Origin of the sequence: Halopseudomonas salina, assembly GCF_014637955.1 — a bacterium.
GTDB lineage: Bacteria > Pseudomonadota > Gammaproteobacteria > Pseudomonadales > Pseudomonadaceae > Halopseudomonas > Halopseudomonas salina.
The window spans coordinates 510,739-534,551 of sequence record NZ_BMFF01000001.1 but is presented as its reverse complement, the minus strand read 5'-3'; the positions used below and the strand labels follow the sequence as shown (position 1 = coordinate 534,551).

Genomic DNA, 23,813 nt, shown 5'->3' with positions numbered 1-23,813 from the left:
TGTTTGTGGCGGATCACATCTTGCGCGCATCAGCGCTTTGTTTCACCGCGTCCGTCTCCGCAACCGCCGGGGCCGCGTGATAGCGGGTATCTCCCAGCTCATGATTGGTAGCGCGAAGGCGAATGCGCCGCTGCTGCAGTCCAATCATCAATAACGGCGCCACGATCATCGCACTGCCCGCCAGGAACCAGAGATCTGGCACCTCGGCAAAGAACAACCAGCCAATAATGACCGCCCAGATCAGCCCGGTGTACTCCGCACTGGTAACCTGATTGGCATCCACGTGTTTGTAAGCTAGTAGCACACAAACGTTATAGGCCAGGATAAATACCGAGGACCCCACCGCACTGATGAATACCGCATTGCTCCACACAGCGCCTTCCCATAGTGCCAGTGCCAGACACAGCGGCAGGATCATCAGGTAGTTGAGAAAGAGCTTGTGCGCTGTGGACTGCTGGCGGGGCAATTTGCGAACCAGTACCGCGTTGATCGCCAGCGCAGCAGCCGACCCCAACGCACCCAGTGCCGCCCAACTGAAATCCACGGGCCGCAAGATCACCAGGATTCCGGCAAACCCACTGATAACAGCTGCCAGGCTCAGTCTGGTCAGACGCTCGCCAAAAAAGATTACCGAAAGCACCATGACCAGAATCGGCGCGACATAAAACACGGCGTTGGCGGTAGCCAGCGGCAGGGCAATCAATGCATAGACCATGCAGATGATACCGACCAGATGCACATGCCCACGGACAAAATGCAGGCCCGCGCCCTCAAAGGGCTTACTGGTATTGATCTGCCGCCAGAACGGCAACAACACCAGCAGAGTAATGACACAACGCATCAAGGCGTACTGGAAAACCGGGGCGCCCTCCTCTAGAAACTTGATAAACACATCGGAAATCAGCGCCAGCGCATTTCCGATGATCAACAACAGGATTGCGCTGTTGATTGTTTTACCCGACATATCTACCTCTGGTTGTTCATATCACGTGCCGGGATTCTAGGCTTTACCGAGTATGTAGAGAAATGATATTTGACTAGTTAATATTAGTTATTTGGATAGAAAAAGCGCCTATGAAACTACCACCGCTGAAAGCATTACCGGTATTTGAAGCCGTGGCGCGCCTGAACAGCTTCTCCCTGGCTGCAGAAGAACTGGCCGTTGGCCAGAGCGCGGTAAGTCACCAGATCAAGCAACTGGAAACCTACCTGGGAGAACCGTTGTTTATCCGCACCGGGCGTTACCTGGCCCTGACCGAAGAAGGTCGTCAGTACTTTGATGCAATCAGTACCGCATTGCTGCAGATCGAGAGGGCCAGCGAGCACATACTGGGGCATGAAACGGCCCGCCTGCGGTTATCGGTATTCAGCTCCTTCGCCGTTCGCTGGCTGGTACCCAGGCTACCTGCCCTGCGCAAGGAATGGCCGCAACTGGACCTGTCGCTGGAGATGAGCGGGGAAAACCCGCAGCTATCCGATCGGGTGGCCGACTGCTTTATTACCGTCAGACCCACCTCCTCCGCTTTCAGCTATGAATTGCTTTATACAGAACGCTTGTTCCCGGTATGCAGTCAACAGTACTGGCAAACTCTCTGCCGTGAGCAAAATATCGATCCCAACCTGCAGCACGCCCAGACAGCTCCGCTGGCGTTATCAGCGCTTCAAGGCTTGCCCCTGCTTTCCACCCACAGCATATATAACAAGACCGGAGGCGACTGGGCGGCCTGGTACGAGGCCGCTGGCCAGCCCCTCCCGAAGGACACCCGGCTGCAGAATTTCAGCCATATGCTGCTTGCCCTGGAGGCCGCCCGCTACCACCAGGGCATAGCCTTGACCAACGACTATATGCTCAGCAATCGGTCAGATACCGCAGACTTTGTGCGCCTGCCTTGCCACCATGTCATGACCGGTGATCAATTCTATTTCGCCTGGAAAACCAGCCGCCGCCATGAGCCGGGCATACAGATACTGCGCCGCTGGCTGGTTCAGCAGAGTATTGAGTCGGGGTTGAAGCAGTGACTTGCCTAGTGAGTTGAATTAATGATGAAAACCCGTAGCCAGGAACAACAAAAGCAAAAACGCAAAAACCCGCACGAGGCGGGCTTTTGTGGGTTTCTGGATAAGTAGAGAGACAACCAGAAACAGGGCATTGGTCGGGGAGACTGGAATCGAACCAGCGACCTTCTCGTCCCGAACGAGACGCGCTACCAGGCTGCGCTACACCCCGATGATGTGTCGGCATTTTACCCAAAAGAGCCTTGTTCACAATACCCCTGCTGCAAAAAAAGGCTGTTCTAGCAGTGAGTTAGCTTTCCATAAGCCATTGCGCTGGGGTGTTGGCGTTGCATAGTCGGGGGTCATCAAGGTCCAGTTGAACGATGGCATGTGGCTGGTTCAGCAGCCAGCGCAAAGGGCTGCGTTGACCTAAGCTCCAGGCCAATTGCAAATCCGGCAGCAGGGCACTGGGTATCACTGTCAAAAGTGGTTGCCATTGCTCTCCTGCGCGCACCAGACAGACTTTGGCAGGCAGGCTGCGCGCCTGATCGACCAGCAACAACAGCAGCTCAGCATCAACTTGCGGCATGTCACAGGGAACAACCAGCAGATGTGTGCCGTTGCAGGCACGCAGGCCGGCAAGGATTCCGGCGAGTGGCCCGGGAAAATCGGGTTCATCGTCAAGGATCACCTGGTCGGCCCACTGCTGATAGATGTCCTGATTGCGATTGCAGCTGATCAGAACTTCGCTGGCGACCCCGGTGATAAGGGCGGTCAGCCGAGCTGCTATGGGTTCACCACGCCATGGCATCAGGCCTTTGTCACGACCGCCAAGGCGGCTTCCCTGGCCTCCCGCGAGCAGCAAAGCACTCAATCTGAAGATATTTACTGCCCCCACCAGCCGCCTCCCATTGCTGCGCTGTGATATAACAGCGCGTGAAAAATTGCCAAAAAGGATACTCTGCAATGGCCCATGATACTGCCGAATTCGTCCCATTGAATATTGCCGTGCTGACCGTCAGCGATACCCGTAACCTGGATACCGACAGCTCAGGCCAGTTTCTGTCAGATAACGTCAAGGTTGCAGGTCACGTTCTTGCCGATCGACAGCTGCATCCCGACGATATCTACCGGATACGTGCAGTGGTGTCGGACTGGATAGTGCGACCCGATGTGCAGGTCATCCTGATCACCGGCGGTACCGGTTTTACCGGCCGTGACAGCACACCTGAAGCGGTCACGCCATTGCTCGACAAGTTGGTCGACGGCTTTGGCGAGCTGTTCCGCCACGTATCCTGGGAGGAAATCGGCACCTCTACACTGCAATCAAGGGCATTGGCGGGTCTGGCCAATCGTACCCTGGTGGTATGCATGCCGGGTTCCACCGGGGCCTGCCGCACAGCCTGGGATCGCATATTGCGGGAACAACTCGATAGCCGAACCCGCCCCTGCAATTTTGTTCAGCATCTAGCCGCCGCGCCTGCCTGCGGAGCACGCTCATGAGTCTGATGGCCGTTAACGACGCATTGCATCGTGTGCTGGCCAGTGCGGCGAGCGAAAAACTGCCGGACACCGAGACACTTAAACTGGAAGATGCACTGGGCCGCGTGCTTGCCAGGCCGTTGCATTCTGCGCATGACGTCCCGCCCTGGGATAACAGTGCGATGGACGGTTATGCGCTGCACACTGAAGACCTGATCGACGCAGCGCAAACCGGCTTGCCGGTGAGCCAGCGAATTACCGCGGGCATGGCACCGGCACCGCTCGTACGCGGCACCTGCGCGCGTATCTTCACCGGCGCGCCAATCCCTGCAGGCGCCAATGCGGTCGAAATGCAGGAAAATATCAGCGTCGATGATCAGGGCCTGGCGCACTTCGCCAATGCAGTGCGACCGGGCCAGAACATTCGGCCGCAGGGTCAGGACATCCGCGCCGGCAACGTTCTGCTTGAGCCTGGTATACGCCTCAGACCTCAAGACCTGGGCCTGATCGCGTCGGTCGGCATGGATGCCGTCGATGTGTTCAAGCCCTTGCGCGTGGCCGTGCTCTCCACCGGTGATGAACTGGTGGAACCGGGTCAACCGCTGGGTCCTGGACAGATATTCAACAGCAACCGCTACACCCTGATCGGCTGCCTGCAGCGCCTGGGACAGCAGGTGGTGGATGCCGGCATTCTCGAAGACGACCCTGAGTCGACCCGTACAACACTACAAAGTCTGGCCGGCCGAGCTGATGTAATCATCACCTCCGGTGGTGTGTCGGTAGGAGAGGCTGATTTTCTGGGGCAGACACTGCGCGAGTATGGTGAGCTGGACATGTGGAAGTTGGCTATCAAGCCGGGCAAGCCGTTTACCCTAGCGCGCTTTTCCGGTACGCCAGTACTGGGCCTGCCGGGCAATCCGGCTGCGGTGCTGGTCACTTTTCTGCTTCTGGTAAGGCCCTACCTCTTGCGCCGGCTTGGCGTGCGTGACGTGGCTGCGCTGACGCTGGATGTGGCTGCAGGGTTTGACTGGAAACGGGTCGGTAATCGGGATGAGTACCTCAGAGCGCGGCTGGACAATGGCCGGGTGCTACTGGCCGGCAATCAGAGCTCAGGCGTACTGAGCAGCGCGAGTGAGGCTAGTGGTCTTGTCTGCATCAAGGCTGGAACGACGGTAAATACAGGCGATCCGTTATCCTTTCTGCCATTCGAAGGTCTGTTCGATTAGGCACAAAAAACCCGCGCCAGCCCCTGTGGGCTGGCGCGGGTGGTAACTTGAACGCTCCCTTACTCCGGGTTGACGGCGGCCTTGACCAGATTGCTCAACTCGCCGGATTCATGCAGTTCGATGATGATGTCGCTACCGCCTACCAACTCACCACCAATCCAGAGCTGCGGAAACGTCGGCCAGTTGGCGTACTTGGGCAGCTCGGTGCGAATATCCGGATTCTGCAGGATATCCACATAAGCGAATTTTTCGCCGCAGGCCATCAATGCCTGTACGGCGCGGGCAGAGAAGCCGCATTGGGGAGCGTTAGGAGCACCCTTCATATAGATCAGGACGGGGTTCTTGCCAATCTGTTCTTTAATGGTATCGATAGTTTCCATGATTCTTCCTCGGTAGCTGATGAAGGCAAGCTGGCCTGCAAATCGCGTCATTGTAGCGCATTAAGCTGGCCGTAAATACTCGCAGGCCTTATGCCGCTACCACCTCCACAGTCACGCCGTTGAGCGCAGCGTTCCCGGTAACCGGGTCCAGGTAGCACTCATCGGTAAGGTCATTGGCGCTGACACCTGCGTGCTTAGTGGCTGTATCCTGCGATGTACCGGGGCGGTTATGGCCCCAACCATGGGGCAGACTGACGACCCCGGCGAGCATTTCGTCGCTGGCGTTGACCATCACTGTGACCTCACCTACGCGGGAGCGCACCACCACCTGCTGGCCGTCAGCCAGGCCGCGACGGGCAAGATCATCCGGGTGCATAAGCAATTGATCGCGCGGTTTGCCCTTTACCAGCCGTTGATAGTTGTGCATCCAGGAGTTGTTGCTGCGTACGTGTCGACGGCCGATCAGCCGTAATTCACCCTCACGCGGTCTCAGCTGGTCGATATCTGTGGCAAAGCGCTGTAAATCTTCGAGCATGGTTTGCGGTGCACACTCGATTTGACCACTGTCGGTTCTTAACCTGCTTAGCAGATTGGGCTTGAGTGGGCCCAGGTCAATTCCATGGGGATTCTGCTCCAAAACCTCGAGGCTTAACCGATCGCCATAGGGGCCCGAACGCAGCCCTGCATCGATCATCTGGGCCGGCGGCATAGTCGCGCGTGCCTCTTGCCCTGTAACCCGTGCGAATGCCCTGCCCAGCCCGACAAAAATTTCCCAGTCATGCAGAGCGCCTTCGGGTTTGGACAGAATCGGTTGATTTATCCGCGTGACATTGCGCACCGCAAAGGTATTGAAGGTGATGTCGTAGTGATCGTGCTCAAGGGAGGACGTGGGTGGCAGGATGATATCGGCATGGCGAGTCGTTTCGTTGATGTACAGATCAACGCTCACCATAAATTCCAGACTATCCAGGGCACGGTCGAGCTGACGACCGTTCGGCGTTGAGAGCACCGGGTTACCTGCGGAGGTCACCAGCGCGCGGATCTGCCCTTCCCCGGGGGTGAAAATTTCTTCGGCCAGTGCCGCAACCGGCAGCTCGCCATTGAATTCCGGCAGGTTGGATACTCGGCTGCGCCATTGATCGAAGTGGCCAGGCTTGCCTGACACCACATCAAAGGCCGGTTCGGTACACAGCGCTCCACCTGGCTGATCCAGGTTGCCGGTAACCAGGTTGATTATCTGGATCAACCATTGGCACAGGGTGCCGTAACGCTGCACCGAGACACCCATACGGCCATAGCAAACAGCACTCTGGGCCGCGGCAAAGTCACGTGCCAGCTGCCGGATTTGCCGGGCATCGATTCCGCAGTGCTCAGCCATGGCTTCAGCCGTAAAAGCGGCCACTGCAGCCTTTACCTCCTCCATGCCCACGGTGGCCTGAAGGGCCGGACTGGTTTTGCCCAGCCCTTCTTCAAATAGCGTATTGAGCAGCGCCAGTAAAAGCGCAGCATCAGTACCGGGCTGGATAAACAGATGTTCGCTGGCCTGCTCTGCTGTCTCGCTGCGTCGCGGATCCACCACAACCAGTTTCCCGCCGCGTGCCTTGAGGGCCTTGATGCGCTTACCCACATCGGGCACCGTCATGATGCTGCCATTGGACGCCATCGGATTGGCACCCAGCATCAGGAAAAAATCAGTGTGGTCGATATCCGGAATGGGTATGGCGAGCATGTGACCATACATCCACAGGGAGATCAGATGGTGCGGCAACTGGTCTACCGAGGTAGCGGAATACCGCTGCCGAGTGCGCAGTTGGCCGAGAAAGTAGTTACCGTGGGTCATGGACCCATAGTTGTGCACATTGGGATTGCCCATATACACGCCTACCGAGTTACGCCCGTGCTCCGCCTGAATCCCGGCGAGCCGCTCGGCGATCAGGTCAAAGGCTTCTTCCCAGCCGATCTGCTCCCAGGCGTCGCCCACTTTCTTGACTGGCATGCGTAGCCGCTGTGGGTCATTCTGGATATCCTGCAGGGCAATTGCCTTGGGGCAGATATGGCCTCGGCTGAACGGATCCTGGGCGTCGCCCTTGATCGAGAGAATGCGATCCCCCTCGGTTTCAATAGCAAGGCCGCATATGGCCTCGCACAGGTGGCACGCACGGAAATGGGTAACAGGCATGAAGGTGTCTCTATTGTGAGATATTTTTAGCCCTCAACTCTAGGCCCAGCGGGATAGGGCGACAAGGGGCAAAATACGTCAGCATTCATTGCCCTGATCTGCCGGAGCATCCATAGAGCTCCCATGGGTATTTGCCTTACAGCAGATTTTACCGATAAGATCAGCCCCTTCTATTTTCGGGTTTGGCTTATATCGGGCCTTTGGGTCACGGTAGGGCTTTCTGTTTCCGGTTCCTGACCGGCCACTTTCCAGGTAGTAAACATGACTGTACGGCACTTTCTTTCGTTGATGGACTGCTCGCAGGCCGAGTTGATCGGACTGATCAAACGAGGCGTCGAACTCAAGTCGCTGCACCAGCAGGGCGTCATCTACGAGCCGTTGAAAAACCGTGTACTGGCGATGATTTTCGAAAAAGCATCAACGCGTACTCGCGTGTCCTTTGAGGCAGGCATGATTCAACTGGGCGGTCAGGCTATATTCCTGTCCCCGCGGGACACCCAGCTAGGCCGCGGTGAGCCGATCGAAGATAGTGCCCGGGTATTGTCCAGCATGTGCGATGCGGTGATGATCCGGACCTTCGCCCATCAGGACCTGGAGACCTTCGCTCAATATTCCCGCGTACCGGTAATCAATGGACTTAGCGACGACCTGCACCCCTGCCAACTGTTGGCCGATATGCAGACCTATCTGGAACATCGCGGCAGCATTCAGGGCAAGACAGTTGCCTGGGTCGGTGATGGCAATAACATGTGCAACACCTTCATCCAGGCGGCGATCCAGTTCGATTTCAATCTGCGGGTAGCATGTCCGGAGGGTTATGAACCGGATAAAGCGTTCCTTGACCAGGCAGGTGACAGGGTCACCGTGACCCGTGACCCGTTGGAAGCGGTGGCCGGCGCTCACCTGGTCAATACCGACGTCTGGGCATCCATGGGGCAGGAAGATGAAGCTCAAGCGCGCCTCAAGCGCTTCGCACCCTACCAGGTCACCCCGGCAATGCTCGATCACGCCGACGAGTCGGTATTGTTCATGCACTGCTTACCCGCCCACCGTGGCGAGGAAGTAAACGATCAGATCATGGAAGACCCGCGCAGCGTTGTTTGGCAACAGGCAGAAAACCGCCTGCACGCCCAGAAAGCCCTGGTGGAATTTCTGCTCGCCGACTGATCCAGGAGTCACCATGCCAGACACCCAAAGCATCGTTCTAGAGCTGAACCAGCTGGCTTGCGGCTACGCTGGTCAGCCCGTGGTAACAGGGCTTGATATCCATCTGCGCAATGGCGACATCGGCTGCCTGCTTGGCCCCTCCGGATGCGGCAAGACCACCATCTTGCGGGCGATCGCAGGCTTTGAGCTGGTTACCGGCGGTGAGATCAAGTTGAACGGAGAACGGCTGTCCAGTCCGGGCAGGCACATTCCCCCCGAACAGCGCCGCATTGGCATGGTCTTCCAGGACTACGCTCTTTTCCCTCACCTTACAGTGCACGACAACGTCGCCTTCGGGATCAATCGGCATCCCGAACGCAAGCGGATTGTCGAAGAGCTGCTGGACCTGGTGAAACTGACCCAGCTGGGTAAACGCTATCCCCATGAGTTGTCCGGCGGTCAACAACAGCGTGTAGCTCTGGCACGCGCGCTGGCCCCCGATCCCGAGCTGCTGCTGCTGGACGAACCTTTCTCCAATCTGGACGGCGAGTTACGCCGCAGACTGTCCGGAGAGGTTCGCGATATTCTCAAGCAAAGGGGTATCAGCGCACTGCTGGTGACCCACGATCAGAGCGAGGCATTTGCGGTCAGCGACCATGTGGGCGTCCTGCGCGACGGCAAGCTGCAGCAGTGGGACTCCCCCTATAACCTTTATCACGAGCCAGCGACGCCCTTTGTTGCCAGCTTCATCGGCCAGGGCTATTTCATCCGCGGGCAATTGCTTTCACCGGATACGGTGCAGACCGAACTCGGGGTCATCCGCGGCAACCGTGCCTACAAGCTACAGGCTGGCAGCGCAGTGGATGTGCTACTAAGGCCTGACGACATCGTCGGCCAGGATGACAGCCCGTTGAAGGCGAGTATCGTTGGCAAGACATTCCTCGGCGCCACGACGATGTACCGTCTGCAGTTGCCCACCGGCAGTATTCTCGAGGCTATTTTCCCCAGCCACGATGATCACCCGTTGGGAGAAAACGTCGGCATCCGCATTGCTGCCGATCACCTGGTGGTGTTTACCGCCCAGGGCAGCGTCAATGTGCATGCCCAGCTTCCCCTCGAGCAGATGCTCGACGCGGCCAAGCCGGACGCCGACGAGCGATAGCCTGACTATCGCCCGCGGCGCGCCTGCATCAGGGTGCGGGGCGGTAGAGGATATTGCTAACAGTCCCGTGTACCACGCGTGAATGCCGGTAGTCGGTATTCTGCATCATGCCCAGTACGATAATGTCGTTGGCCGGATCAATCCAGGCCCAGGGGCCATGAATCCCCCACCACCAATAGGTGCCGACCGGCAGGTATTGCGCTTTCTCACTGTCGTTGACCACTGCCACGTTCAAGCCGAATTCATTGCCCGGCGCCCAGTCGGGACCGGCAACGCCTGCCGGCAACTGGTTGCTGCGCATCATCTCGACGGTTTCAGGTTTGAGTAGCCGTACCCCGTCCAGCTCACCTTCATTCAACAGCATGCGGGCGAAGCGCAAATAGTCATCCATGGTTGAAACCAGACCGCCGCCGCCGTTGAGAAACGATGGTTTGCTCAACCAGGGCTCATTTGGGTACGGCTTGAGACTATCCTCGGTTGGCGTGTAGGAAACCGCAAACCGATCCTGCTTGCTCTCCGGCACATAAAATCCGGTATCCACCATTTTCAAGGGTGTGAAAATGCGTGTTTGCAGGAACTCGTCGAAGGGCATACCAGAAAAGACCTCAACCAGGCGCGCCTGAATATCCACCGCTACGCTGTAATGCCACTTCGTACCCGGCTGCTGACGCAGGGGCAAAGCGCCAAGCTTCGCGACCATTTCTGCCAGAGTGGAGTCGATATTCTGCAGGTCATTCTCGACATACAAGCGGTCGGTTTGCGACTCGGAGAAACGGCCATAGGTGAAGCCCGCAGTATGAGTCATCAACTCGCGGACAGTGACTGGATGATTCGCCGGCTCGGTGCGCAACTCGCCATCAGGGCCGTCGGCAATCTCGACTTGCAGACCCGCCAGCTCGGGCAGGTATTTTTCAACCGGATCGTCCAGGTTGAAGTGACCGGCCTCGTGCAGCATAAGTAATGCGGTACCGGTTATGGGCTTGGTCAGGGAAAAAATCTTGTAAATGGTGTCGTCAGTCAGCGGCTGTTGTTGCTCCACATTTAGGTAACCCGCCTGATCACGATGGACGATCTGGTTACCCTGCCACACTAGCGTGGCGATGCCAGCAAGCTTCTCTTCAGCCACCTGAGCGTGCATGGCCTGCCCCATCATCTGCAAACGCGGAGTAGAAATCTGGTACTGCTCCGAGCTTTGCTCCTGAGCATGCAGTGGCATGGCCAGAGCGGCAATGCTTGCCGCAATCCCCACTACGGGAAGCAGCACAGTGCTGCGAAAAGATAGATGTCTCATCAAAACCTCTGCTGTTATCGATATTGTTGTGCACGCAACCCTTTCATCGAAGTTGCGATGGAAGCATATTCGTAAATTGTCTGGATATATAGCCACTAGTGGGATTCGATCACGCGCAAACGCACAAATTACACGTCCTGAAATGATCCGACACTTTGTAATGGACACCGGCAGGACTAGTCTGATGTGGAGATTCTTCAATCGGGAAATATCATGAATCGCAGAACGCTTCTGACGGGCTTGTTGGCGTTGCCCGCATTACCCCTGCTGGTGCGCACCAGCTTTGCCCAGACCACCGGCAGTACGGAGCCCCTCATGCAGTTTGAACCGCTCGACAGACCCCACAGTTACTGGCGCGACAAGGTATCCGAACAGGCCTATGAAGTCCTGTTCGAGGAGTCCACGGAACGGCCCGGCAGCAGCCCGCTGGACAAGGTTTACGAGTCAGGCACTTATGTATGTGCGGCCTGCTACCTGCCGCTGTTCGCAAGTGAACACAAGTTCGACAGCGGTACGGGCTGGCCTAGCTTCACTCAACCCATCGAAGGCCATATGGGTACCAAGCAGGACTACAGCATGATCTGGCCCCGCACCGAATACCATTGCGCCCGCTGCGGCGGTCATCAGGGCCATGTATTCAATGACGGGCCTCCACCAAGGGGGGAGCGCTGGTGTAATAATGGTGTCGCGCTTGATTTTGTGCCTGAGGGTGATGACCTGCCCGAATTGAGGGGTTGATAATGCGTCGACTATTAATGGGAATGCTGCTCTTGGTCGGACTGGGACAGCAGGTCGCTTTGGCAAACCAGCCTGTACTGGCCTCAGACGGGCCGCAGGGAAGTGAAATGGCTGTGTTTGCAGGCGGCTGTTTCTGGTGCACCGAGGCGGATTTCGACAAGAAAACCGGCGTTCTTCTGACGCTTTCAGGCTACATTGCCGGCGACGCGCAAACGGCTAATTATGAGGCCGTGTCGTCAGGCAAGACCGACCACATCGAAGCCGTTGCGGTGTTCTACGATCCGGCTCAGATCGACTTCAAGTCTCTGGTGGATTACTACTGGCTGACAGTCGACCCACTGGATGCCGGTGGTCAGTTCTGTGATCGGGGCGCCCAGTACCGTACCGCGCTGTTTTACGGCAATGAGCAGGAAAAACAGATTATCGAGCAATCCAGAGAGAATGTTGCCGCCACTGACCGACTCGACAAGCCGATTGTGACAGACCTTCTGCCGAAGACAGCGTTCTACCCGGCCGAGGAATATCACCAGGACTATTACCAGAAGAATCCTTTGCGCTATCGCTACTACCGCACCACCTGTGGCCGCGATGCACGCCTCGACGAGCTTTGGGGTGCGCAGCGTCAGTAAACCGGGCCTACCAGTTGGAATTAAGTCGCTCGGGCGTGATAATGGCGGGTATACAACACCCAGCCCGAGCGGAAACCATACGATGCAGATCGCCAAGAATACGGTAGTGCAGTTTCACTACACCCTTTCAGACGCCACAGGTGTTCTGGAAAGCTCCCATGACCACCAGCCCGTACTTTATCTCCATGGCCAGCCCGGCCTGGTTGAGGGTCTGGTTGACGCTATGGAAGGTCATGCGACTGGCGACACCTTCAGCGTTGAACTACCCATGGACAAGGCCTACGGTCCGCGGGAAGAAAACGCGCTGCAGAAGGTTCAGGTCAAGCACCTGCATGGCGCCAAGAAATGGAAGCCTGGCATGGTAGCCATCATCCAGACCGAAGAAGGTCAGCGCCAGGTGACGGTAGTCAAGGTGGGGCTTTCACAGGCAACTGTAGACAGTAATCATCCGTTGGCTGGCAAGGACCTGACATTTGAAGTCGAAATCCTTTCAGTACGCGAAGCAAGCGAAGACGAGCTGGCCCACGGACATGCCCACGGGGATGGCGGGCACCAGCACTGAGAATCGGCAGCCAGGGTATTTCACGCATCCGCTAAACAATTGCGTAGCAAAATGCAAGAAAAAAGTGTAAAATGCCCGACTACTTTTATTCAGGCAGGTATTCATGACAGCCAAACCCGCACCCAAAACCGCCCCAAGCAAACGCAAGGCCGACGCAGCAGTCGCCACCAGCAAGTCAATCGATAATCAGATCGACGCGTTTCTCGCCTCAGGCGGTGAAATCCAGAAGATCCCCAACGGCAAGAGCGGCCAGGTTTATGGCGCACCACGCCCAGGTCGCCCGGCCGCCAAATAGTTTCAACCCGTAGTATCGCCAGAGCCGGGCGCAAGCCTGGCAGGCAACCCCTTTCTACCCCTGCCCGCTGCCTCTGCCCCTGCAGCTATTTCAATTCTCATTGTTCGACGATACCTGGCGATGCCTGCCACGATTCAGGCCCCTAGCGTTGCTGCGATCCGATCATTTGCAGTTCGGCGTCATGCAGCGAAACCAGTAGTGCCGTGCCGTCATCAGCCACTTTGAACCCGCCCCACTGCGCCGCCTCAAATTGCTCTCCCGTACCTTCCTGAAAGAAAAATGCGTTGGGACCAATCGAATAACCACCATCGATCCTGCGGATGCGCATACTGATTGTATCGCGCCCTCTGGCCGGGGTATCTCCTACTCCCGCAAAGTCCGCTCGGCGCTGCTCGTCTAGCGTGAAGTGGGCAAAGCTCGGCATCGTCTCGACATCCTTCGCCTCCGCCTCCGACAGCAAGCCCAGCTCGCCATCCGCTGCAAAGCGCAGCGCCATGTAATCACCCTGCATCAGTGACCTGGGGTCAACCGGGGCCAACTGGAGCAAAGCCAGCTCACCCTCCGCGAGCGTTTGCTCATGCCCTTGCACCGCCACCAGCGCAACGGCGACCACCAGAGCCCAGGCGGCAAAAATGGCGCCGCGCAATCTGTATCGACTCATGCGCGTCTCCTCGCCCGAAGGGCTATGAACCGTGCCACCGCCAGTAGCACAACCCCACAGGCTATCATCAGCAATGACTTGTGTAACAGACTGATGTGCAGGCTGTAATACAGAACAAAAAGGTAGAAGCTCGCAAAGGCCGGCATCAGTAATAGCCAGGTGCGGTTACCGGCATGGAACAGGGCGAGCGCGAGTGCCAGGCTCAACACCAATCCCGGAGCCGAATGCGACAGCAACGCCACCAGCGCGCTTACCGCCAGAGCCAACCCGTACTCCAGCCCCGCCGTTCGTCGCCCAAGCCAGGCCACGACGCCCAGCAACACAGCGCCCACCCCCGCAGGATAGATCGCATCGGACCAGTGCCCGGCTTCAAGCATCTGAAATTCGACCATATGATGAAACAATTGCTCATGGGGCATCAGCGCCAGCAGTAGCGAGAGCAGGGTCGCGGCATCCGTCAGAGCGCGTATACGCTGCGCCTGTGAGTGTGTCGCCCAGCGCTGACGGCACAACCAGAGCACACACGCCAGCGCCGCAAGGGCTACCCCATAGATAGCCAGAGCCGCCCCTGAACCTATCAGCACACCAGTGCTGACCAGCATCAGCAGCGCACAGACATGACGATGCAGAAACGATGACGGCAACCACAGCAGACCTGTGGCGATGAGCAAACCCAGCAACGCCACCGGTCGCAAGGTATCCGGATCGCTCCCCAGCCGATCAGCAACCACGAACAGAAGCAGCCCATGCCCCGTCAGCGACAGAGCCAGCCCCATCTGATTGGTAAAGGGCTGACGCCTTCGAAACAAATACACGGCGGCCAGGATCAGCAGTACACCCGCCACTGCGCGCCCCACAGTGCCTTCAATAAGTGCAAGCCAGGGCCCGAGAAATGACAGGATGAAGAGCACAGAGGATACCCAGGCGGCGAGACCAAGCAACCCCGAAAGCCACCAGGGAGTCTGGGATCCCGCCCCAAGACGCTCGCGCTGAGAGGCATCAAGATGCAACTGGGCTTGCATCTGATCCAGCAGCTTTGCCAGCTCCTTTCCGCTCACCCTATCGACTCCCGCGACAGCCGGGTAAGCCAGAGGGCCGCAAGGCCGCTGCTGACCAATACAAACAAACCTATGCCGTTGAGCAGGAAAAAGGTTTCATCAGCATCGATCGACAGATTCACCAGGCCCGAGGTCGCCACCACGATCATCCAGAATAGAATCAGCGCCAGCACCGGAAGATCTCGGCATCGCTGGTGGAAGTAAAAAAGCATGGCTGCACTCACCACCATAAAGGCCAGTAGCAGCGCCGCAAGATCTGTCTCCCACCAGGCTGCAGCAGCGCCGCAGCCCAGTGCAGACAGCACGCCCAGACACGCCAGCCGTTGGATGGAGCGTCGCGGGTACGCAAGCAGTAAGGTGTCGAAGCGGTCGAAAACCAGCAATAACGCAGCGTTGGCCGCTGCCACCACCAACAGCGCCTGGTATGCCTGCAACCCGGCGTACAGCCCCTGCCAGCGCGACTGGGCTAAGAAGGCGCACAGAGCAAAATTGCCCACCGCCCAGAACAGCCCCCAGCAAGCGTTCGATCTGGCCAGCAAGGCCCAGGGAAGGGTTAGCACCGCCCATACTGCAAAGAGCTGCCAGATATCCGAGCCGGTCTGATAGGTCTGGCCGATCAACGCCAACAGTGCACCGGTGGCGATGCAGCAGCCAAACATGGCGGAGCGGTACAGAACCGAGGCGGGAGTAGCCCAGGCAGACAGTACAGCGAAGCTCGAGAACCCCATCAATGCCAGGGCGAGCTTTGCCAATCGATGCATGTCCGCCCAGTTCCAGGCAAAGAAAAAGAGCACGCCCGCGCCAAGCAGTACCAGACCAGCGGCGGTGGCGACTTGCTCGATACCCTTTTGCCACTGGGCACCGTCCGGGGCCAGAGGATCCTGCGCAGCCAGGGCATCCAACTGATGCTTGTCCAGCAATCCTTCCTCGGCCCAGGCATATATCTGCTCCTTGTGCCCGAGGGACCGTCTCACGCAGCGTCTCCCCTGAGCTCGGCTACGCGGCTTTCCATCAACTGCGCTGTCACCTGGTCGGCCGGTACCGGGTCACCTGCCACAAGGCACACCCGCGACCAGAAACGGCGGCAGAATCCCTTGTGCGGGTGACGGCTGAAAAAGCTGCCCCAGAGCCCACGTAGCGCCATCGGAACAACCGGCACAGGGTTGTGTTCGAGCACGCGGGCCATGCCATTGCGAAAAGCGTTGATCTCGCCGTCTGTGGTCAATTTTCCCTCGGGGAAGATACAGACCACTTCGCCGGCATCAAGGTACGCGCCGATCCGCTGGAAAGCGGCCTCGTAGATTTCGGCATTCTCGTCCCGCGGCGCAATCGGGACTGCACCCGCCGTGCGGAAAACAAAATTGAGTACCGGCAAGTCGTAGATTCGGTGATACATGACGAACCGTACGGGTCGCCGTACCGCTCCGCCGATCAGCATGGCGTCGACAAAGGACACATGGTTGCATATCAGCAGACACGGGCCTTCCTCGGGGATCGCCTGCAGATTCTGGTGCTCCACCCGGTATAGCGAGTGGCCGAGCAACCAGATCAGAAAGCGCATGCCGAACTCCGGCACGATACTGTAAATATAGGCGCTCACCGCGACGTTCATCAACGAGATGACCAAAAACAGCTGGGGAATCGACAGCTCTGCCACCGTGAGCAGCACTATGGCGATGATGGCCGACAGCACCATCAGCAAGGCGTTGAGAATATTGTTGGCCGCTATCACCCGGGCCCGCTCGTTCTCGCTGGTGCGCGACTGGATGAGCGCATAGAGGGGCACGATATATAACCCACCAAAAACCCCGATACCAAGGATGCAGCCCATGATCCACCAGGCTGAAGGCAGCGCCATTAACTGCAGCCAACCGTAGGTGTCGTGCGCAGCCGGTACAGCGCTCGAGCCCCACCAGAGCAGGAGGCCGAACACGGTCAGCCCCAGTGAGCCAAAGGGCACCAGACCAATCTCGACCTTGCGCCCGGACATGCGCTCGCACAAGAGCGAACCGGTAGCGATACCCACGGAGAAGACTGTCAGGATCAGCGTGACGACACTTTCATCACCGTGCAGGTAATCCTTGGCAAACGCAGGTATCTGGGTCAGATAGGTGGCACCGAGGAACCAGAACCAGGAGTTGCCAAGCAGTGACCGCGAGACCGAAGGGACCTGTTGCACAAGACCCAGATGCAGGATGGCCCAGGAATGACGAAAGATGTTCCAATCGATCTTCAACTCCGGCATTGCCGCGTGGGCCCGCGGGATCCAGAAGCTGGTGGCGAAGCCAAGTGCCGCCAACACCAACACCGATCCTGCCACCCAGCCAGCCCAGGCCTCCCTCGACATGAGCAGACCGGCGTAGAGAGTGCCGCCCAGGATCGCCAGGAAAGTCCCCATTTCGACCAGGGCGTTACCGCCAATCAGTTCGTCAGGGTGCAGATGCTGAGGCAGTATCGAGTACTTCACCGGCCCGAATAACGCCGACTGGGTCCCCATCGCAAACAGCACGGCGAGCAACAGGGGCAAGCTGCCTAACCAGAGCCCTGCCGCACCCACCAGCATGATCCCGATCTCACCGAGCTTGATCATGCGGATCAGGGAGTCCTTGGCAAACTTTTCGCCAAATTGACCGCCGAGGGCTGAGAAAAGAAAAAACGGCAGAATGAACAGCATCGCGCTGAGATTGATCAGCACGTCGCGGTCGGCAAGCACGGTGATCTTGAACAGGATCGCCAGGATCAGGGCCTGCTTGAAAACGTTGTCGTTGAAGGCCCCAAAAAACTGGGTAAGAAAAAACGGCAGGAACCGCCGCTTTTCCAGGAGACTGAACTGAGACTGCTGTGACATCCGGGCTCTATCCTTTTGTGCCTGACCTTCCTGTTGGATGGCAGCATAGCGGAACAAAGGCACATCCGGATATGGTTGCGCATAGCCCGGACGGTCAATGAAAAGCGACCGGCCAGGCAATAGCACCACTCCTCAGGGCTGGACCTCCAGACGCACGTTCCGGCGCTGGATCCATTGATGAATACGCTCGTGACGCTCGGAGGTCAGCGGGTATTTCCAGGCGATGGCAAAGGCGATCATGTACAAGGTCACCGGTCCGAGAATATACAGAACACGCAGGGCCATCAGCTGGGTGTCATCGTGTACTGTGGCCTGGGCGTTGAAGCCGACCAGCCATAGCAGACCCAGCGACAGGCCAAGACCCAGTGCCATGGCCATTTTCTGCGCCATGCCCGACATCGCAAAAAACAAGCCAGTGCGATGCTCCTTGCTGCGCGCCGTATCCACATCGACGATATCCGCCAGCATGGCCAGCGGCAGAAACTGGAACGCGGCGAAACAGAAACCCTTCAGCGCAAACATGATCGCAAACGGCACCACCTGACCCGCCTGTAGAAAAAACATGCCCAGAATACTGGCACTGGATACCCCGACAGCCACACAGAACGCCTTGTGCTTGCCGATCTTCTTGCCGAGGATCAACCAGAAAGGAATACCCAGAATACCGATACCGAAATAGATCAGGTACATCAGCCCGATATAGGACTGAATCTGCAATACGTGCTGCATGAAGAATACCGACAACGCATTACGGAAAGACTCCCCCGTGACCACGATCAGCAACATCAACATCATGCGTTTGAATGGCCCGTTGTACTTGAGCACCTTCAGGCCCTTTTTCCACTCGGTCTTCTGTACCGTTTTCGACGGCGCCTCGCGGACAAAGGCCAGCGCCAGAAATACCGTGATCGGCAAAGTGACGATAAACAACCAGGCCATACCCCCAAGGATCGGACCGTAACCACGGGTCAGCTCGCCATCAGTGCCCAGCAGCCAGATGATGAAGCGCATGAAGAAGCCATCGGTGTGCCCCTCGGCAAACCGACCTGCCATCGCCTGAATGATCGCCGGCGCCAGAGCAGCCAGGAACAAGCCTATCAGCACATAGCCTTCACGCGAGGCTGTTACTCTGCTTCGCTGATGGTACAGCGGCGACAGCTCTGCACCCCAGGCACCATAGGGCAGGGTCACCATGGTCCATCCCAGGTACATGAACACCGTCCAGAACAGCAGATGTCCGACGCCGACGCCTTCAGGCGGCATGAACAGCATCACCGTGCCGATCAACACTAACGGTGTGCCAACAAATATCCATGGCTTGCGGCGGCCGAAGCGGGTACTCCAACGGTCGCTGATGGTTCCGATAAGCGGGTCGGTTACGACATCGGAAAAACGTGCCAGTACTAGCACCAGCGCCACCAAACCCATGTTCATGCCCATTTCACCGGCATAGAAGGGAGGAAGGTAGACAACCAGCGGATAACCAATAATGGCCAACGGCATACCGATGGACCCGTGGATCATCAGGGTCGAACGCTTCAAGATCCCGTCTTGACTCATACCTTACTCCCGCGCAAACGGCTCGAATTCAACCCAAACTATGGGCGAAACTGCCTGTTATTGTTATCCGAACACTGGGTACTTCTGGCGATTCGTCCGACTGCCGCACCATGACACATTCATTGTGCCTCAACGGCGATTCTAGAGAAGCTGGAGCGCAATACAACCAAAGTCGACCATGAAGTCAGATCTTGAATCAATCGCATTACCACAATGCCAGTATGCAAGCGCAATGGCCCTGCCTGACAGTAGATCGAGCCACTATCAGCGATTGCGATGCAGCTTATTCAGCGCCCTTATGCAAGGCCAGTCCCGGTGCGACATATACAAGCAGGGCGCGTCCAGAGCAACTATGAACTGAAAGGCCAAATCGCTGTCTTACACTTGAACAGGAGAAACACATGAAAAACGGACCTCCCCGCATTACCGTCACCTTGATGACGCTGGCCCTGGGCTTTGGCTCTATGAGCATTGGCGCACAGCCCCCCGAGAACCGCGGAAAGCCCGACGGTCATCCGGGCAAACATGATCAACATGCTGAAAAGGACTATCGCAAGGACAAAAAAGACCACAAGAATCATGAGCGTGACGACGATCGTTACCAGTCACGCAACGGTAGCAACGCAACACCTGAAACCCGAAACATCACTATCGAGGAAGCGGTCATCCGCGAAATATTCCGCGATCAGCGGGACTACGTTAGCGCTGACGATTCGTTGCCTCCTGGCATACGCAAGAATCTGGCCCGTGGCAAACCACTGCCCCCCGGCATTGCCAAGAAGTTTGATTCCCGCGTGCAATCCAGACTACCGAGTTATCCCGGTTATGACTGGCGACAAGTGGGTACCGATGCAGTGCTGATCAACACCACTACCGGTATTATCGAAACCATCATCGACAGTATTTTGCGTTAGCCCTTGCCCCTCAGACTGGAAAAGAAACACTTTCCCGGAGCGCGCCCGGATTGAAGCCACTATTCTGTCCGGGAGCCATAACGGGAAGTCTCATGTTCAACCGGTGCTGTTTTTCATTTCTCAAGACGCTTGTACTTGTTGCTTGCCTCACCCTACTGGCAGCCTGTAGCGCCAGCAGGCTTGCGTACAACAACCTGGACTGGCTGATCAACTGGAAAGTGAGCGATTACATATCACTAACCGGGGATCAGAAGCGCTGGCTGCGAGCCCGCACCCAAGAGCAGCTTGCGTGGCACTGCAGCGTTGAGCTCCCCCGCTATCTGCCGCTGCTCGACCATCTCGAGACCAGTCTGCGTGACGAGCAACTCGACTCCTCCATGCTCTCACAAGGATTACCGCGGATCGAAACGGCCGTGGACAGACTCCTGACAGAGATCGCACCCACCGTATCAGGATTGCTTCGCCAGCTCGACGCCCGGCAGGTCGAAGAACTCAAAGCCAACCTGCAGAAAAAACACGCGGAACTGGTAGAAAAGTACGTTGAACCAGACCTGACAACACAGCATCGCGAACGCGTAGACCGGGCGCAGGAACGTCTGGAAGACTGGCTGGGTCCGCTCGACAAACAACAATATGCCAGACTCTCCGACTGGGCTGACCAGCTACAGGGACATAGCAGCATCTGGCTCGACAATCGACTCGCCTGGCAAAACGCCTTTCTGACTGCAGTGGAAAACCGCGGCAAGCCGGAATTCGATCAACAGATAACAGAGCTGCTGATTGAACGTGAGCAGTTCTGGATCGACAGATATGGGCGGATCGCCGACATCAATCAGGAACAGGGCGCACGCCTTCTGGCTGATCTCATGAACCTGGCTAGCGACAAGCAAAAACAGCATCTAACCAAGCGTTTCTCGACCCTGCGAGCTGATATGGAAGCTTTGCAATGTACTAAAGCATGACGCTTGGTAGATACCAGGACCGTCAAGCCTGCTGCAGCTCCGCCAATATCCTGTCCAACGCCTGGGCAGGCGCTGCCGCACGGGTAATGGGTCGACCAATTACCAGAAAGCTGCTGCCATTGGTCATCGCCTGAGCGGGTGTAACAATTCGCTTCTGATCGTCAGCGCTTGCATCCGAGGGCCGAATGCCCGGGGTCACCAGCAACAGATCATCACCCAGCGCCCCGCGTAGCGCCCTGGATTCGCGCGCGGAGCACACCAGACCGTCTAGGCCACATTCCTGAGCCAGGCGACCTAGACGCTGCACCTGCACCATTGGCTCTATATCTACTCCGACTTCCTGCAGGTCCTCCTGTTCGAGACTCGTCAGCACAGTGACCGCTATCAACAGTGGCCGATGTCCCTCCCTGGAGTGCAGGATTTCTGTGCAGGCATTCATCATGCGTCGGCCGCCGCCAGCGTGGACATTGACCATCCATACGCCCAGGTCCGCCGCTGCCCTGACCGCACTGGCTGTTGTGTTGGGGATGTCATGAAACTTGAGATCCAGAAAGACCTCAAAGCCACGTTGGTGTAATTGCTCGATAACAGCTGGTCCGCTGCTGGTAAAAAGCTCTTTGCCCACCTTGAGGCGGCATTTGGCAGGATCAAGTTGTTCAGCCATGGCAATGGCTGAAGCGGCTTCGGGAAAGTCCAGGGCTACTATTACCGGGGTATCGCAGGGCATGTATCGTTCCTGTAGAAATTAGTGATGCTGTTTCGCTGTTTCATGACCCTTGAGAGGTCTGATCGTGGACCAGCCATGGCATGTCGGACACTGCCAGTGCAAACGCTTGGCCAGAAATCCGCATGAAGTACACCGGTAGCGATGCTTTTCGCGCACCAGGGCTTCGACGACACCGCGCAGAATCAGCAAATTCTCCTTCCCCTTGGCGTCCACGTGATCCAGATGCAGATCAATCAGATACATGAGCCCCCGCAATGAGGGCTGGCTCTGTATATGCTGTAGAACGAAACGACTGACGTCGCTGATACTGGCAGTAGGTCGCATATCATCAGCCCGGGCCAGAACGGTATCAATCATCGGCGGCCCACGATCTATCGCTGCATCCAGATATTCACCCAGATTGAGGACGCCATTATCAGCGCCACTCCTGGCAAGCGACAAGGCTTCTGGCACCATGTCGGAATCGGTCACTGCAAGGCGCTGCAGATAATTGGCAGCCTCCCTGTGCTTGCCCTGGCTCTGCTCAAGCTCCGTCAGTAGCAGATAGGCACGGATACATCCCGAATCAGCCCTGAGTGCATTCTGAAGGTATTTGCGCGCCTGGGAAACCTCCTGCTGGCGAATCGGCTCAAGCGCCATCTCGCAATAATAGTGAGCCAGGGTAACCGCGAATTCCGCTCGCTCACGAACCAGCTTCTCGCCGACCACGGTCGCTTGAGACCATTCATGCTCACGCTCGTATACCTTGACCAGATCTACCAGCGCCTCAGCCCTCAACGGTGAGCCGTTTTCAACCAGTTCTTCCAGAAGACGCTCAGAACGGTTGTGCATCCCTACTGCCAGATAATCACGAGCCAGCTCCAGCTGTACGTTATCAGCCTGGTGACGACTCAGATTGGGACGGGCAAGCAGATTCTGGTGGACCTTGATCGCGCGCTCCACATCGCCGCGTTGGCAAAACAGCTTACCGATCGCAATATGGGTTTCCACCGTTTCGGGATTCACTTCCAGGGCGCGGATGAAGGTCTCGATGGCCTCGTCCGGCTGCTCGTTAAGCAGGTAATTAAGCCCAATGAAGTATTGGCGGTCCAGAGCACTGCCGTGTGGCTGAACCATGAAGCCGACCTTGATTGCTTCCCGACGACCCAGGAACCAGCCAATACCAAGAGCCAGTACGAAGAGCCCGAGGAACATCAGTTCCTGCATGAATATCAGCCTTTGATTGCCTGGGTGCGTAGCTTGTCGACTTCCTTGCGATAGCGGTTTAGCTCGTTGCTTTGCACCATCAGTTTTAGGCGCAGACGCGTGGTGATCAGCCAGCCGATGAACACGCCCAGCAAGCTGCCGAGGATAAAGGCAATAATCACAAACAGGGATAGGGGCATGGCGGGAGAATGCAGCTCGAGAAACTGAAGTTGAGTGCTCTGTTGATTTTCCAGAACAAAATCCAGCGTTGCCAGTGCGACGAGCAAAAGAAAAATTATTAGCACCGCGCGCTTGAGCCATTGCATACCACACTACTCCAGTCCGTTCACATCTGGGCAGTATAGCCTAGTGCCAGGCGCGTGAGATACCGCTTCAGGCCATCTGCAGTGACTCGTTGACCCGGTCACGCAGCTCCTTGCCAGGCTTGAAATGCGGGACATACTTGCCATCGAGCTCGACAGAGTCGCCTGTCTTGGGGTTGCGGCCGACTCGCGGGGCGCGGTAATGCAGGGAAAAGCTGCCAAAGCCGCGGATCTCTATCCGCTCCCCGGTAGCAAGTGCCTGAGACATATGCTCCAGCATGGTCTTGATCGCCAATTCGACATCCTTGGCTGATAACTGTCCCTGCTGCTCGACTATGCGCTCGATCAACTCCGACTTGGTCATGATTTTCCTTTTTTATCAAGCGGCTAGATCACCTTTTACTCGGTTTTACCATGCTTGGGACCTAGCGGCAAGCTGTAAGACCCGAGCCGCCAAGCGGCAAGCTCCAAGCGGCAAGCGGCAAGCAGT

The 23,813-nt window shown here is 57.3% G+C and carries 25 protein-coding genes and 1 tRNA gene; 11 read left to right on the top strand and 15 right to left on the bottom strand.

Annotated features, from left to right (window positions below; genetic code table 11):
* Positions 1 to 13: 13 nt before the first annotated feature.
* Entirely contained in the window at positions 14 to 964 is a 951-nt protein-coding gene (locus IEV54_RS02650) for a DMT family transporter (protein WP_150277367.1), read from the bottom strand.
* A 110-nt stretch (positions 965 to 1,074) separates the two neighbouring features.
* Between IEV54_RS02650 and IEV54_RS02645 the strand changes: the two genes are divergently transcribed.
* Entirely contained in the window at positions 1,075 to 2,019 is a 945-nt protein-coding gene (locus IEV54_RS02645) for a LysR substrate-binding domain-containing protein (RefSeq protein ID WP_150277368.1), read from the top strand.
* Positions 2,020 to 2,150: 131 nt separating this feature from the next.
* Here IEV54_RS02645 and IEV54_RS02640 read toward each other — a convergent pair.
* A tRNA-Pro gene (locus IEV54_RS02640) sits at positions 2,151 to 2,227 on the bottom strand.
* A gap of 78 nt (positions 2,228 to 2,305) precedes the next feature.
* On the bottom strand, positions 2,306 to 2,893 hold the full coding sequence (mobA, locus tag IEV54_RS02635) for a molybdenum cofactor guanylyltransferase MobA (RefSeq protein WP_223825424.1): 588 nt from the start codon (positions 2,891 to 2,893) through the stop codon (positions 2,306 to 2,308).
* 68 nt (positions 2,894 to 2,961) lie between these two features.
* Between mobA and moaB the strand changes: the two genes are divergently transcribed.
* Together moaB and IEV54_RS02625 are read left to right on the top strand one after the other, a co-directional pair.
* Positions 2,962 to 3,498 carry a molybdenum cofactor biosynthesis protein B gene (gene moaB, locus IEV54_RS02630; RefSeq protein ID WP_150277370.1) on the top strand — a complete coding sequence of 179 codons (537 nt, stop codon included), beginning with the start codon at positions 2,962 to 2,964 and terminating at the stop codon, positions 3,496 to 3,498.
* Entirely contained in the window at positions 3,495 to 4,703 is a 1,209-nt protein-coding gene (locus IEV54_RS02625) for a molybdopterin molybdotransferase MoeA (RefSeq protein ID WP_150277371.1), read from the top strand. Before moaB ends, IEV54_RS02625 begins: the two co-directional genes overlap by 4 nt.
* 59 nt (positions 4,704 to 4,762) lie before the next feature.
* On the opposite strand, the gene grxD is transcribed toward IEV54_RS02625, so the two are convergent.
* Both grxD and IEV54_RS02615 read right to left on the bottom strand, forming a co-directional pair.
* Positions 4,763 to 5,083: a Grx4 family monothiol glutaredoxin gene (grxD, locus tag IEV54_RS02620; RefSeq protein ID WP_150277372.1), complete on the bottom strand. Its 321-nt coding sequence runs from the start codon at positions 5,081 to 5,083 to the stop codon at positions 4,763 to 4,765.
* 88 nt (positions 5,084 to 5,171) lie between these two features.
* Positions 5,172 to 7,262: a molybdopterin oxidoreductase family protein gene (locus IEV54_RS02615; protein WP_150277373.1), complete on the bottom strand. Its 2,091-nt coding sequence runs from the start codon at positions 7,260 to 7,262 to the stop codon at positions 5,172 to 5,174.
* 261 nt (positions 7,263 to 7,523) lie between these two features.
* Between IEV54_RS02615 and argF the strand changes: the two genes are divergently transcribed.
* Positions 7,524 to 8,429 (top strand): ornithine carbamoyltransferase, encoded by a 906-nt coding sequence (gene argF / locus IEV54_RS02610; protein ID WP_150277374.1) that lies wholly within the window; start codon positions 7,524 to 7,526, stop codon positions 8,427 to 8,429.
* Positions 8,430 to 8,442: 13 nt separating this feature from the next.
* Complete coding sequence (locus IEV54_RS17505; RefSeq protein WP_150277375.1) at positions 8,443 to 9,570, top strand: ABC transporter ATP-binding protein; 1,128 nt, start codon at positions 8,443 to 8,445, stop codon at positions 9,568 to 9,570.
* 28 nt (positions 9,571 to 9,598) lie between these two features.
* Here IEV54_RS17505 and IEV54_RS02600 read toward each other — a convergent pair whose 3' ends face one another.
* Positions 9,599 to 10,861 carry a serine hydrolase domain-containing protein gene (locus IEV54_RS02600; RefSeq protein ID WP_150277376.1) on the bottom strand — a complete coding sequence of 421 codons (1,263 nt, stop codon included), beginning with the start codon at positions 10,859 to 10,861 and terminating at the stop codon, positions 9,599 to 9,601.
* A gap of 213 nt (positions 10,862 to 11,074) precedes the next feature.
* Between IEV54_RS02600 and msrB the strand changes: the two genes are divergently transcribed.
* The 4 genes from msrB to IEV54_RS02580 all read left to right on the top strand — a co-directional run bounded on the left by msrB (position 11,075) and on the right by IEV54_RS02580 (position 13,085).
* Entirely contained in the window at positions 11,075 to 11,599 is a 525-nt protein-coding gene (msrB, locus tag IEV54_RS02595; RefSeq protein WP_150277377.1) for a peptide-methionine (R)-S-oxide reductase MsrB, read from the top strand.
* Positions 11,600 to 11,706: 107 nt separating this feature from the next.
* Positions 11,707 to 12,228, top strand: coding sequence for a peptide-methionine (S)-S-oxide reductase MsrA (gene msrA / locus IEV54_RS02590; protein ID WP_188434299.1), 522 nt, complete (start codon positions 11,707 to 11,709; stop codon positions 12,226 to 12,228).
* Positions 12,229 to 12,310: 82 nt separating this feature from the next.
* Positions 12,311 to 12,790 carry an FKBP-type peptidyl-prolyl cis-trans isomerase gene (locus IEV54_RS02585; RefSeq protein ID WP_150277379.1) on the top strand — a complete coding sequence of 160 codons (480 nt, stop codon included), beginning with the start codon at positions 12,311 to 12,313 and terminating at the stop codon, positions 12,788 to 12,790.
* A 103-nt stretch (positions 12,791 to 12,893) separates the two neighbouring features.
* Entirely contained in the window at positions 12,894 to 13,085 is a 192-nt protein-coding gene (locus tag IEV54_RS02580) for a PFL_1563 family small protein (RefSeq protein ID WP_150277380.1), read from the top strand.
* Between the two features lie 142 nt (positions 13,086 to 13,227).
* On the opposite strand, the gene IEV54_RS02575 is transcribed toward IEV54_RS02580, so the two are convergent.
* The 5 genes from IEV54_RS02575 to IEV54_RS02555 form a co-directional block, all read right to left on the bottom strand.
* Positions 13,228 to 13,746, bottom strand: a complete 519-nt coding sequence (locus tag IEV54_RS02575) for a GDYXXLXY domain-containing protein (protein ID WP_150277381.1) — start codon at positions 13,744 to 13,746, stop codon at positions 13,228 to 13,230.
* Positions 13,743 to 14,804, bottom strand: a complete 1,062-nt coding sequence (locus IEV54_RS02570) for a DUF4401 domain-containing protein (RefSeq protein WP_150277382.1) — start codon at positions 14,802 to 14,804, stop codon at positions 13,743 to 13,745. The genes IEV54_RS02575 and IEV54_RS02570 overlap by 4 nt, the downstream gene beginning before the upstream one ends.
* Entirely contained in the window at positions 14,801 to 15,778 is a 978-nt protein-coding gene (locus IEV54_RS02565) for a DUF2157 domain-containing protein (protein ID WP_150277383.1), read from the bottom strand. The genes IEV54_RS02570 and IEV54_RS02565 overlap by 4 nt, the downstream gene beginning before the upstream one ends.
* Positions 15,775 to 17,652 (bottom strand): MFS transporter, encoded by a 1,878-nt coding sequence (locus IEV54_RS02560; protein WP_150277384.1) that lies wholly within the window; start codon positions 17,650 to 17,652, stop codon positions 15,775 to 15,777. The genes IEV54_RS02565 and IEV54_RS02560 overlap by 4 nt, the downstream gene beginning before the upstream one ends.
* A 132-nt stretch (positions 17,653 to 17,784) precedes the next feature.
* On the bottom strand, positions 17,785 to 19,212 hold the full coding sequence (locus IEV54_RS02555; protein ID WP_150277385.1) for an MFS transporter: 1,428 nt from the start codon (positions 19,210 to 19,212) through the stop codon (positions 17,785 to 17,787).
* A gap of 401 nt (positions 19,213 to 19,613) precedes the next feature.
* Between IEV54_RS02555 and IEV54_RS02550 the strand changes: the two genes are divergently transcribed.
* Entirely contained in the window at positions 19,614 to 20,126 is a 513-nt protein-coding gene (locus IEV54_RS02550) for an anti-virulence regulator CigR family protein (RefSeq protein WP_223825425.1), read from the top strand.
* A gap of 92 nt (positions 20,127 to 20,218) precedes the next feature.
* Positions 20,219 to 21,088, top strand: coding sequence for a DUF6279 family lipoprotein (locus IEV54_RS02545; protein WP_150277386.1), 870 nt, complete (start codon positions 20,219 to 20,221; stop codon positions 21,086 to 21,088).
* A 22-nt stretch (positions 21,089 to 21,110) separates the two neighbouring features.
* Here the strand turns inward: IEV54_RS02545 and pyrF are convergent, their stop codons facing one another.
* The 4 genes from pyrF to ihfB form a co-directional block, all read right to left on the bottom strand.
* Positions 21,111 to 21,815, bottom strand: coding sequence for an orotidine-5'-phosphate decarboxylase (gene pyrF / locus IEV54_RS02540; protein ID WP_150277387.1), 705 nt, complete (start codon positions 21,813 to 21,815; stop codon positions 21,111 to 21,113).
* Positions 21,816 to 21,833: 18 nt separating this feature from the next.
* Positions 21,834 to 23,021: a lipopolysaccharide assembly protein LapB gene (gene lapB / locus IEV54_RS02535; RefSeq protein WP_150277388.1), complete on the bottom strand. Its 1,188-nt coding sequence runs from the start codon at positions 23,019 to 23,021 to the stop codon at positions 21,834 to 21,836.
* A 5-nt stretch (positions 23,022 to 23,026) separates the two neighbouring features.
* The gene (locus IEV54_RS02530; protein WP_150277389.1) at positions 23,027 to 23,326 is read right to left on the bottom strand and encodes a lipopolysaccharide assembly protein LapA domain-containing protein; all 300 of its coding nucleotides are present in this window, start codon (positions 23,324 to 23,326) and stop codon (positions 23,027 to 23,029) included.
* A 67-nt stretch (positions 23,327 to 23,393) separates the two neighbouring features.
* A complete protein-coding gene (gene ihfB / locus IEV54_RS02525) occupies positions 23,394 to 23,687 on the bottom strand; it encodes an integration host factor subunit beta (protein ID WP_150277390.1) in 294 nt (97 codons plus the stop codon).
* Between the last annotated feature and the right edge of the window lie 126 nt (positions 23,688 to 23,813).

Bases quoted from the DNA above. Each gene is read 5' to 3' on its own strand.
- IEV54_RS02650 (WP_150277367.1), bottom strand. From the start codon at position 964: ATGTCGGGTAAAACAATCAACAGCGCAATCCTGTTGTTGATCATCGGA.
- IEV54_RS02645 (WP_150277368.1), top strand. From the start codon at position 1,075: ATGAAACTACCACCGCTGAAAGCATTACCGGTATTTGAAGCCGTGGCG.
- moaB (WP_150277370.1), top strand. From the start codon at position 2,962: ATGGCCCATGATACTGCCGAATTCGTCCCATTGAATATTGCCGTGCTG.
- IEV54_RS02625 (WP_150277371.1), top strand. From the start codon at position 3,495: ATGAGTCTGATGGCCGTTAACGACGCATTGCATCGTGTGCTGGCCAGT.
- grxD (WP_150277372.1), bottom strand. From the start codon at position 5,083: ATGGAAACTATCGATACCATTAAAGAACAGATTGGCAAGAACCCCGTC.
- IEV54_RS02615 (WP_150277373.1), bottom strand. From the start codon at position 7,262: ATGCCTGTTACCCATTTCCGTGCGTGCCACCTGTGCGAGGCCATATGC.
- argF (WP_150277374.1), top strand. From the start codon at position 7,524: ATGACTGTACGGCACTTTCTTTCGTTGATGGACTGCTCGCAGGCCGAG.
- IEV54_RS17505 (WP_150277375.1), top strand. From the start codon at position 8,443: ATGCCAGACACCCAAAGCATCGTTCTAGAGCTGAACCAGCTGGCTTGC.
- IEV54_RS02600 (WP_150277376.1), bottom strand. From the start codon at position 10,861: ATGAGACATCTATCTTTTCGCAGCACTGTGCTGCTTCCCGTAGTGGGG.
- msrB (WP_150277377.1), top strand. From the start codon at position 11,075: ATGAATCGCAGAACGCTTCTGACGGGCTTGTTGGCGTTGCCCGCATTA.
- msrA (WP_188434299.1), top strand. From the start codon at position 11,707: ATGGCTGTGTTTGCAGGCGGCTGTTTCTGGTGCACCGAGGCGGATTTC.
- IEV54_RS02585 (WP_150277379.1), top strand. From the start codon at position 12,311: ATGCAGATCGCCAAGAATACGGTAGTGCAGTTTCACTACACCCTTTCA.
- IEV54_RS02580 (WP_150277380.1), top strand. From the start codon at position 12,894: ATGACAGCCAAACCCGCACCCAAAACCGCCCCAAGCAAACGCAAGGCC.
- IEV54_RS02575 (WP_150277381.1), bottom strand. From the start codon at position 13,746: ATGAGTCGATACAGATTGCGCGGCGCCATTTTTGCCGCCTGGGCTCTG.
- IEV54_RS02560 (WP_150277384.1), bottom strand. From the start codon at position 17,652: ATGTCACAGCAGTCTCAGTTCAGTCTCCTGGAAAAGCGGCGGTTCCTG.
- IEV54_RS02555 (WP_150277385.1), bottom strand. From the start codon at position 19,212: ATGAGTCAAGACGGGATCTTGAAGCGTTCGACCCTGATGATCCACGGG.
- IEV54_RS02550 (WP_223825425.1), top strand. From the start codon at position 19,614: ATGAAAAACGGACCTCCCCGCATTACCGTCACCTTGATGACGCTGGCC.
- IEV54_RS02545 (WP_150277386.1), top strand. From the start codon at position 20,219: ATGTTCAACCGGTGCTGTTTTTCATTTCTCAAGACGCTTGTACTTGTT.
- pyrF (WP_150277387.1), bottom strand. From the start codon at position 21,815: ATGCCCTGCGATACCCCGGTAATAGTAGCCCTGGACTTTCCCGAAGCC.
- lapB (WP_150277388.1), bottom strand. From the start codon at position 23,021: ATGCAGGAACTGATGTTCCTCGGGCTCTTCGTACTGGCTCTTGGTATT.
- IEV54_RS02530 (WP_150277389.1), bottom strand. From the start codon at position 23,326: ATGCAATGGCTCAAGCGCGCGGTGCTAATAATTTTTCTTTTGCTCGTC.
- ihfB (WP_150277390.1), bottom strand. From the start codon at position 23,687: ATGACCAAGTCGGAGTTGATCGAGCGCATAGTCGAGCAGCAGGGACAG.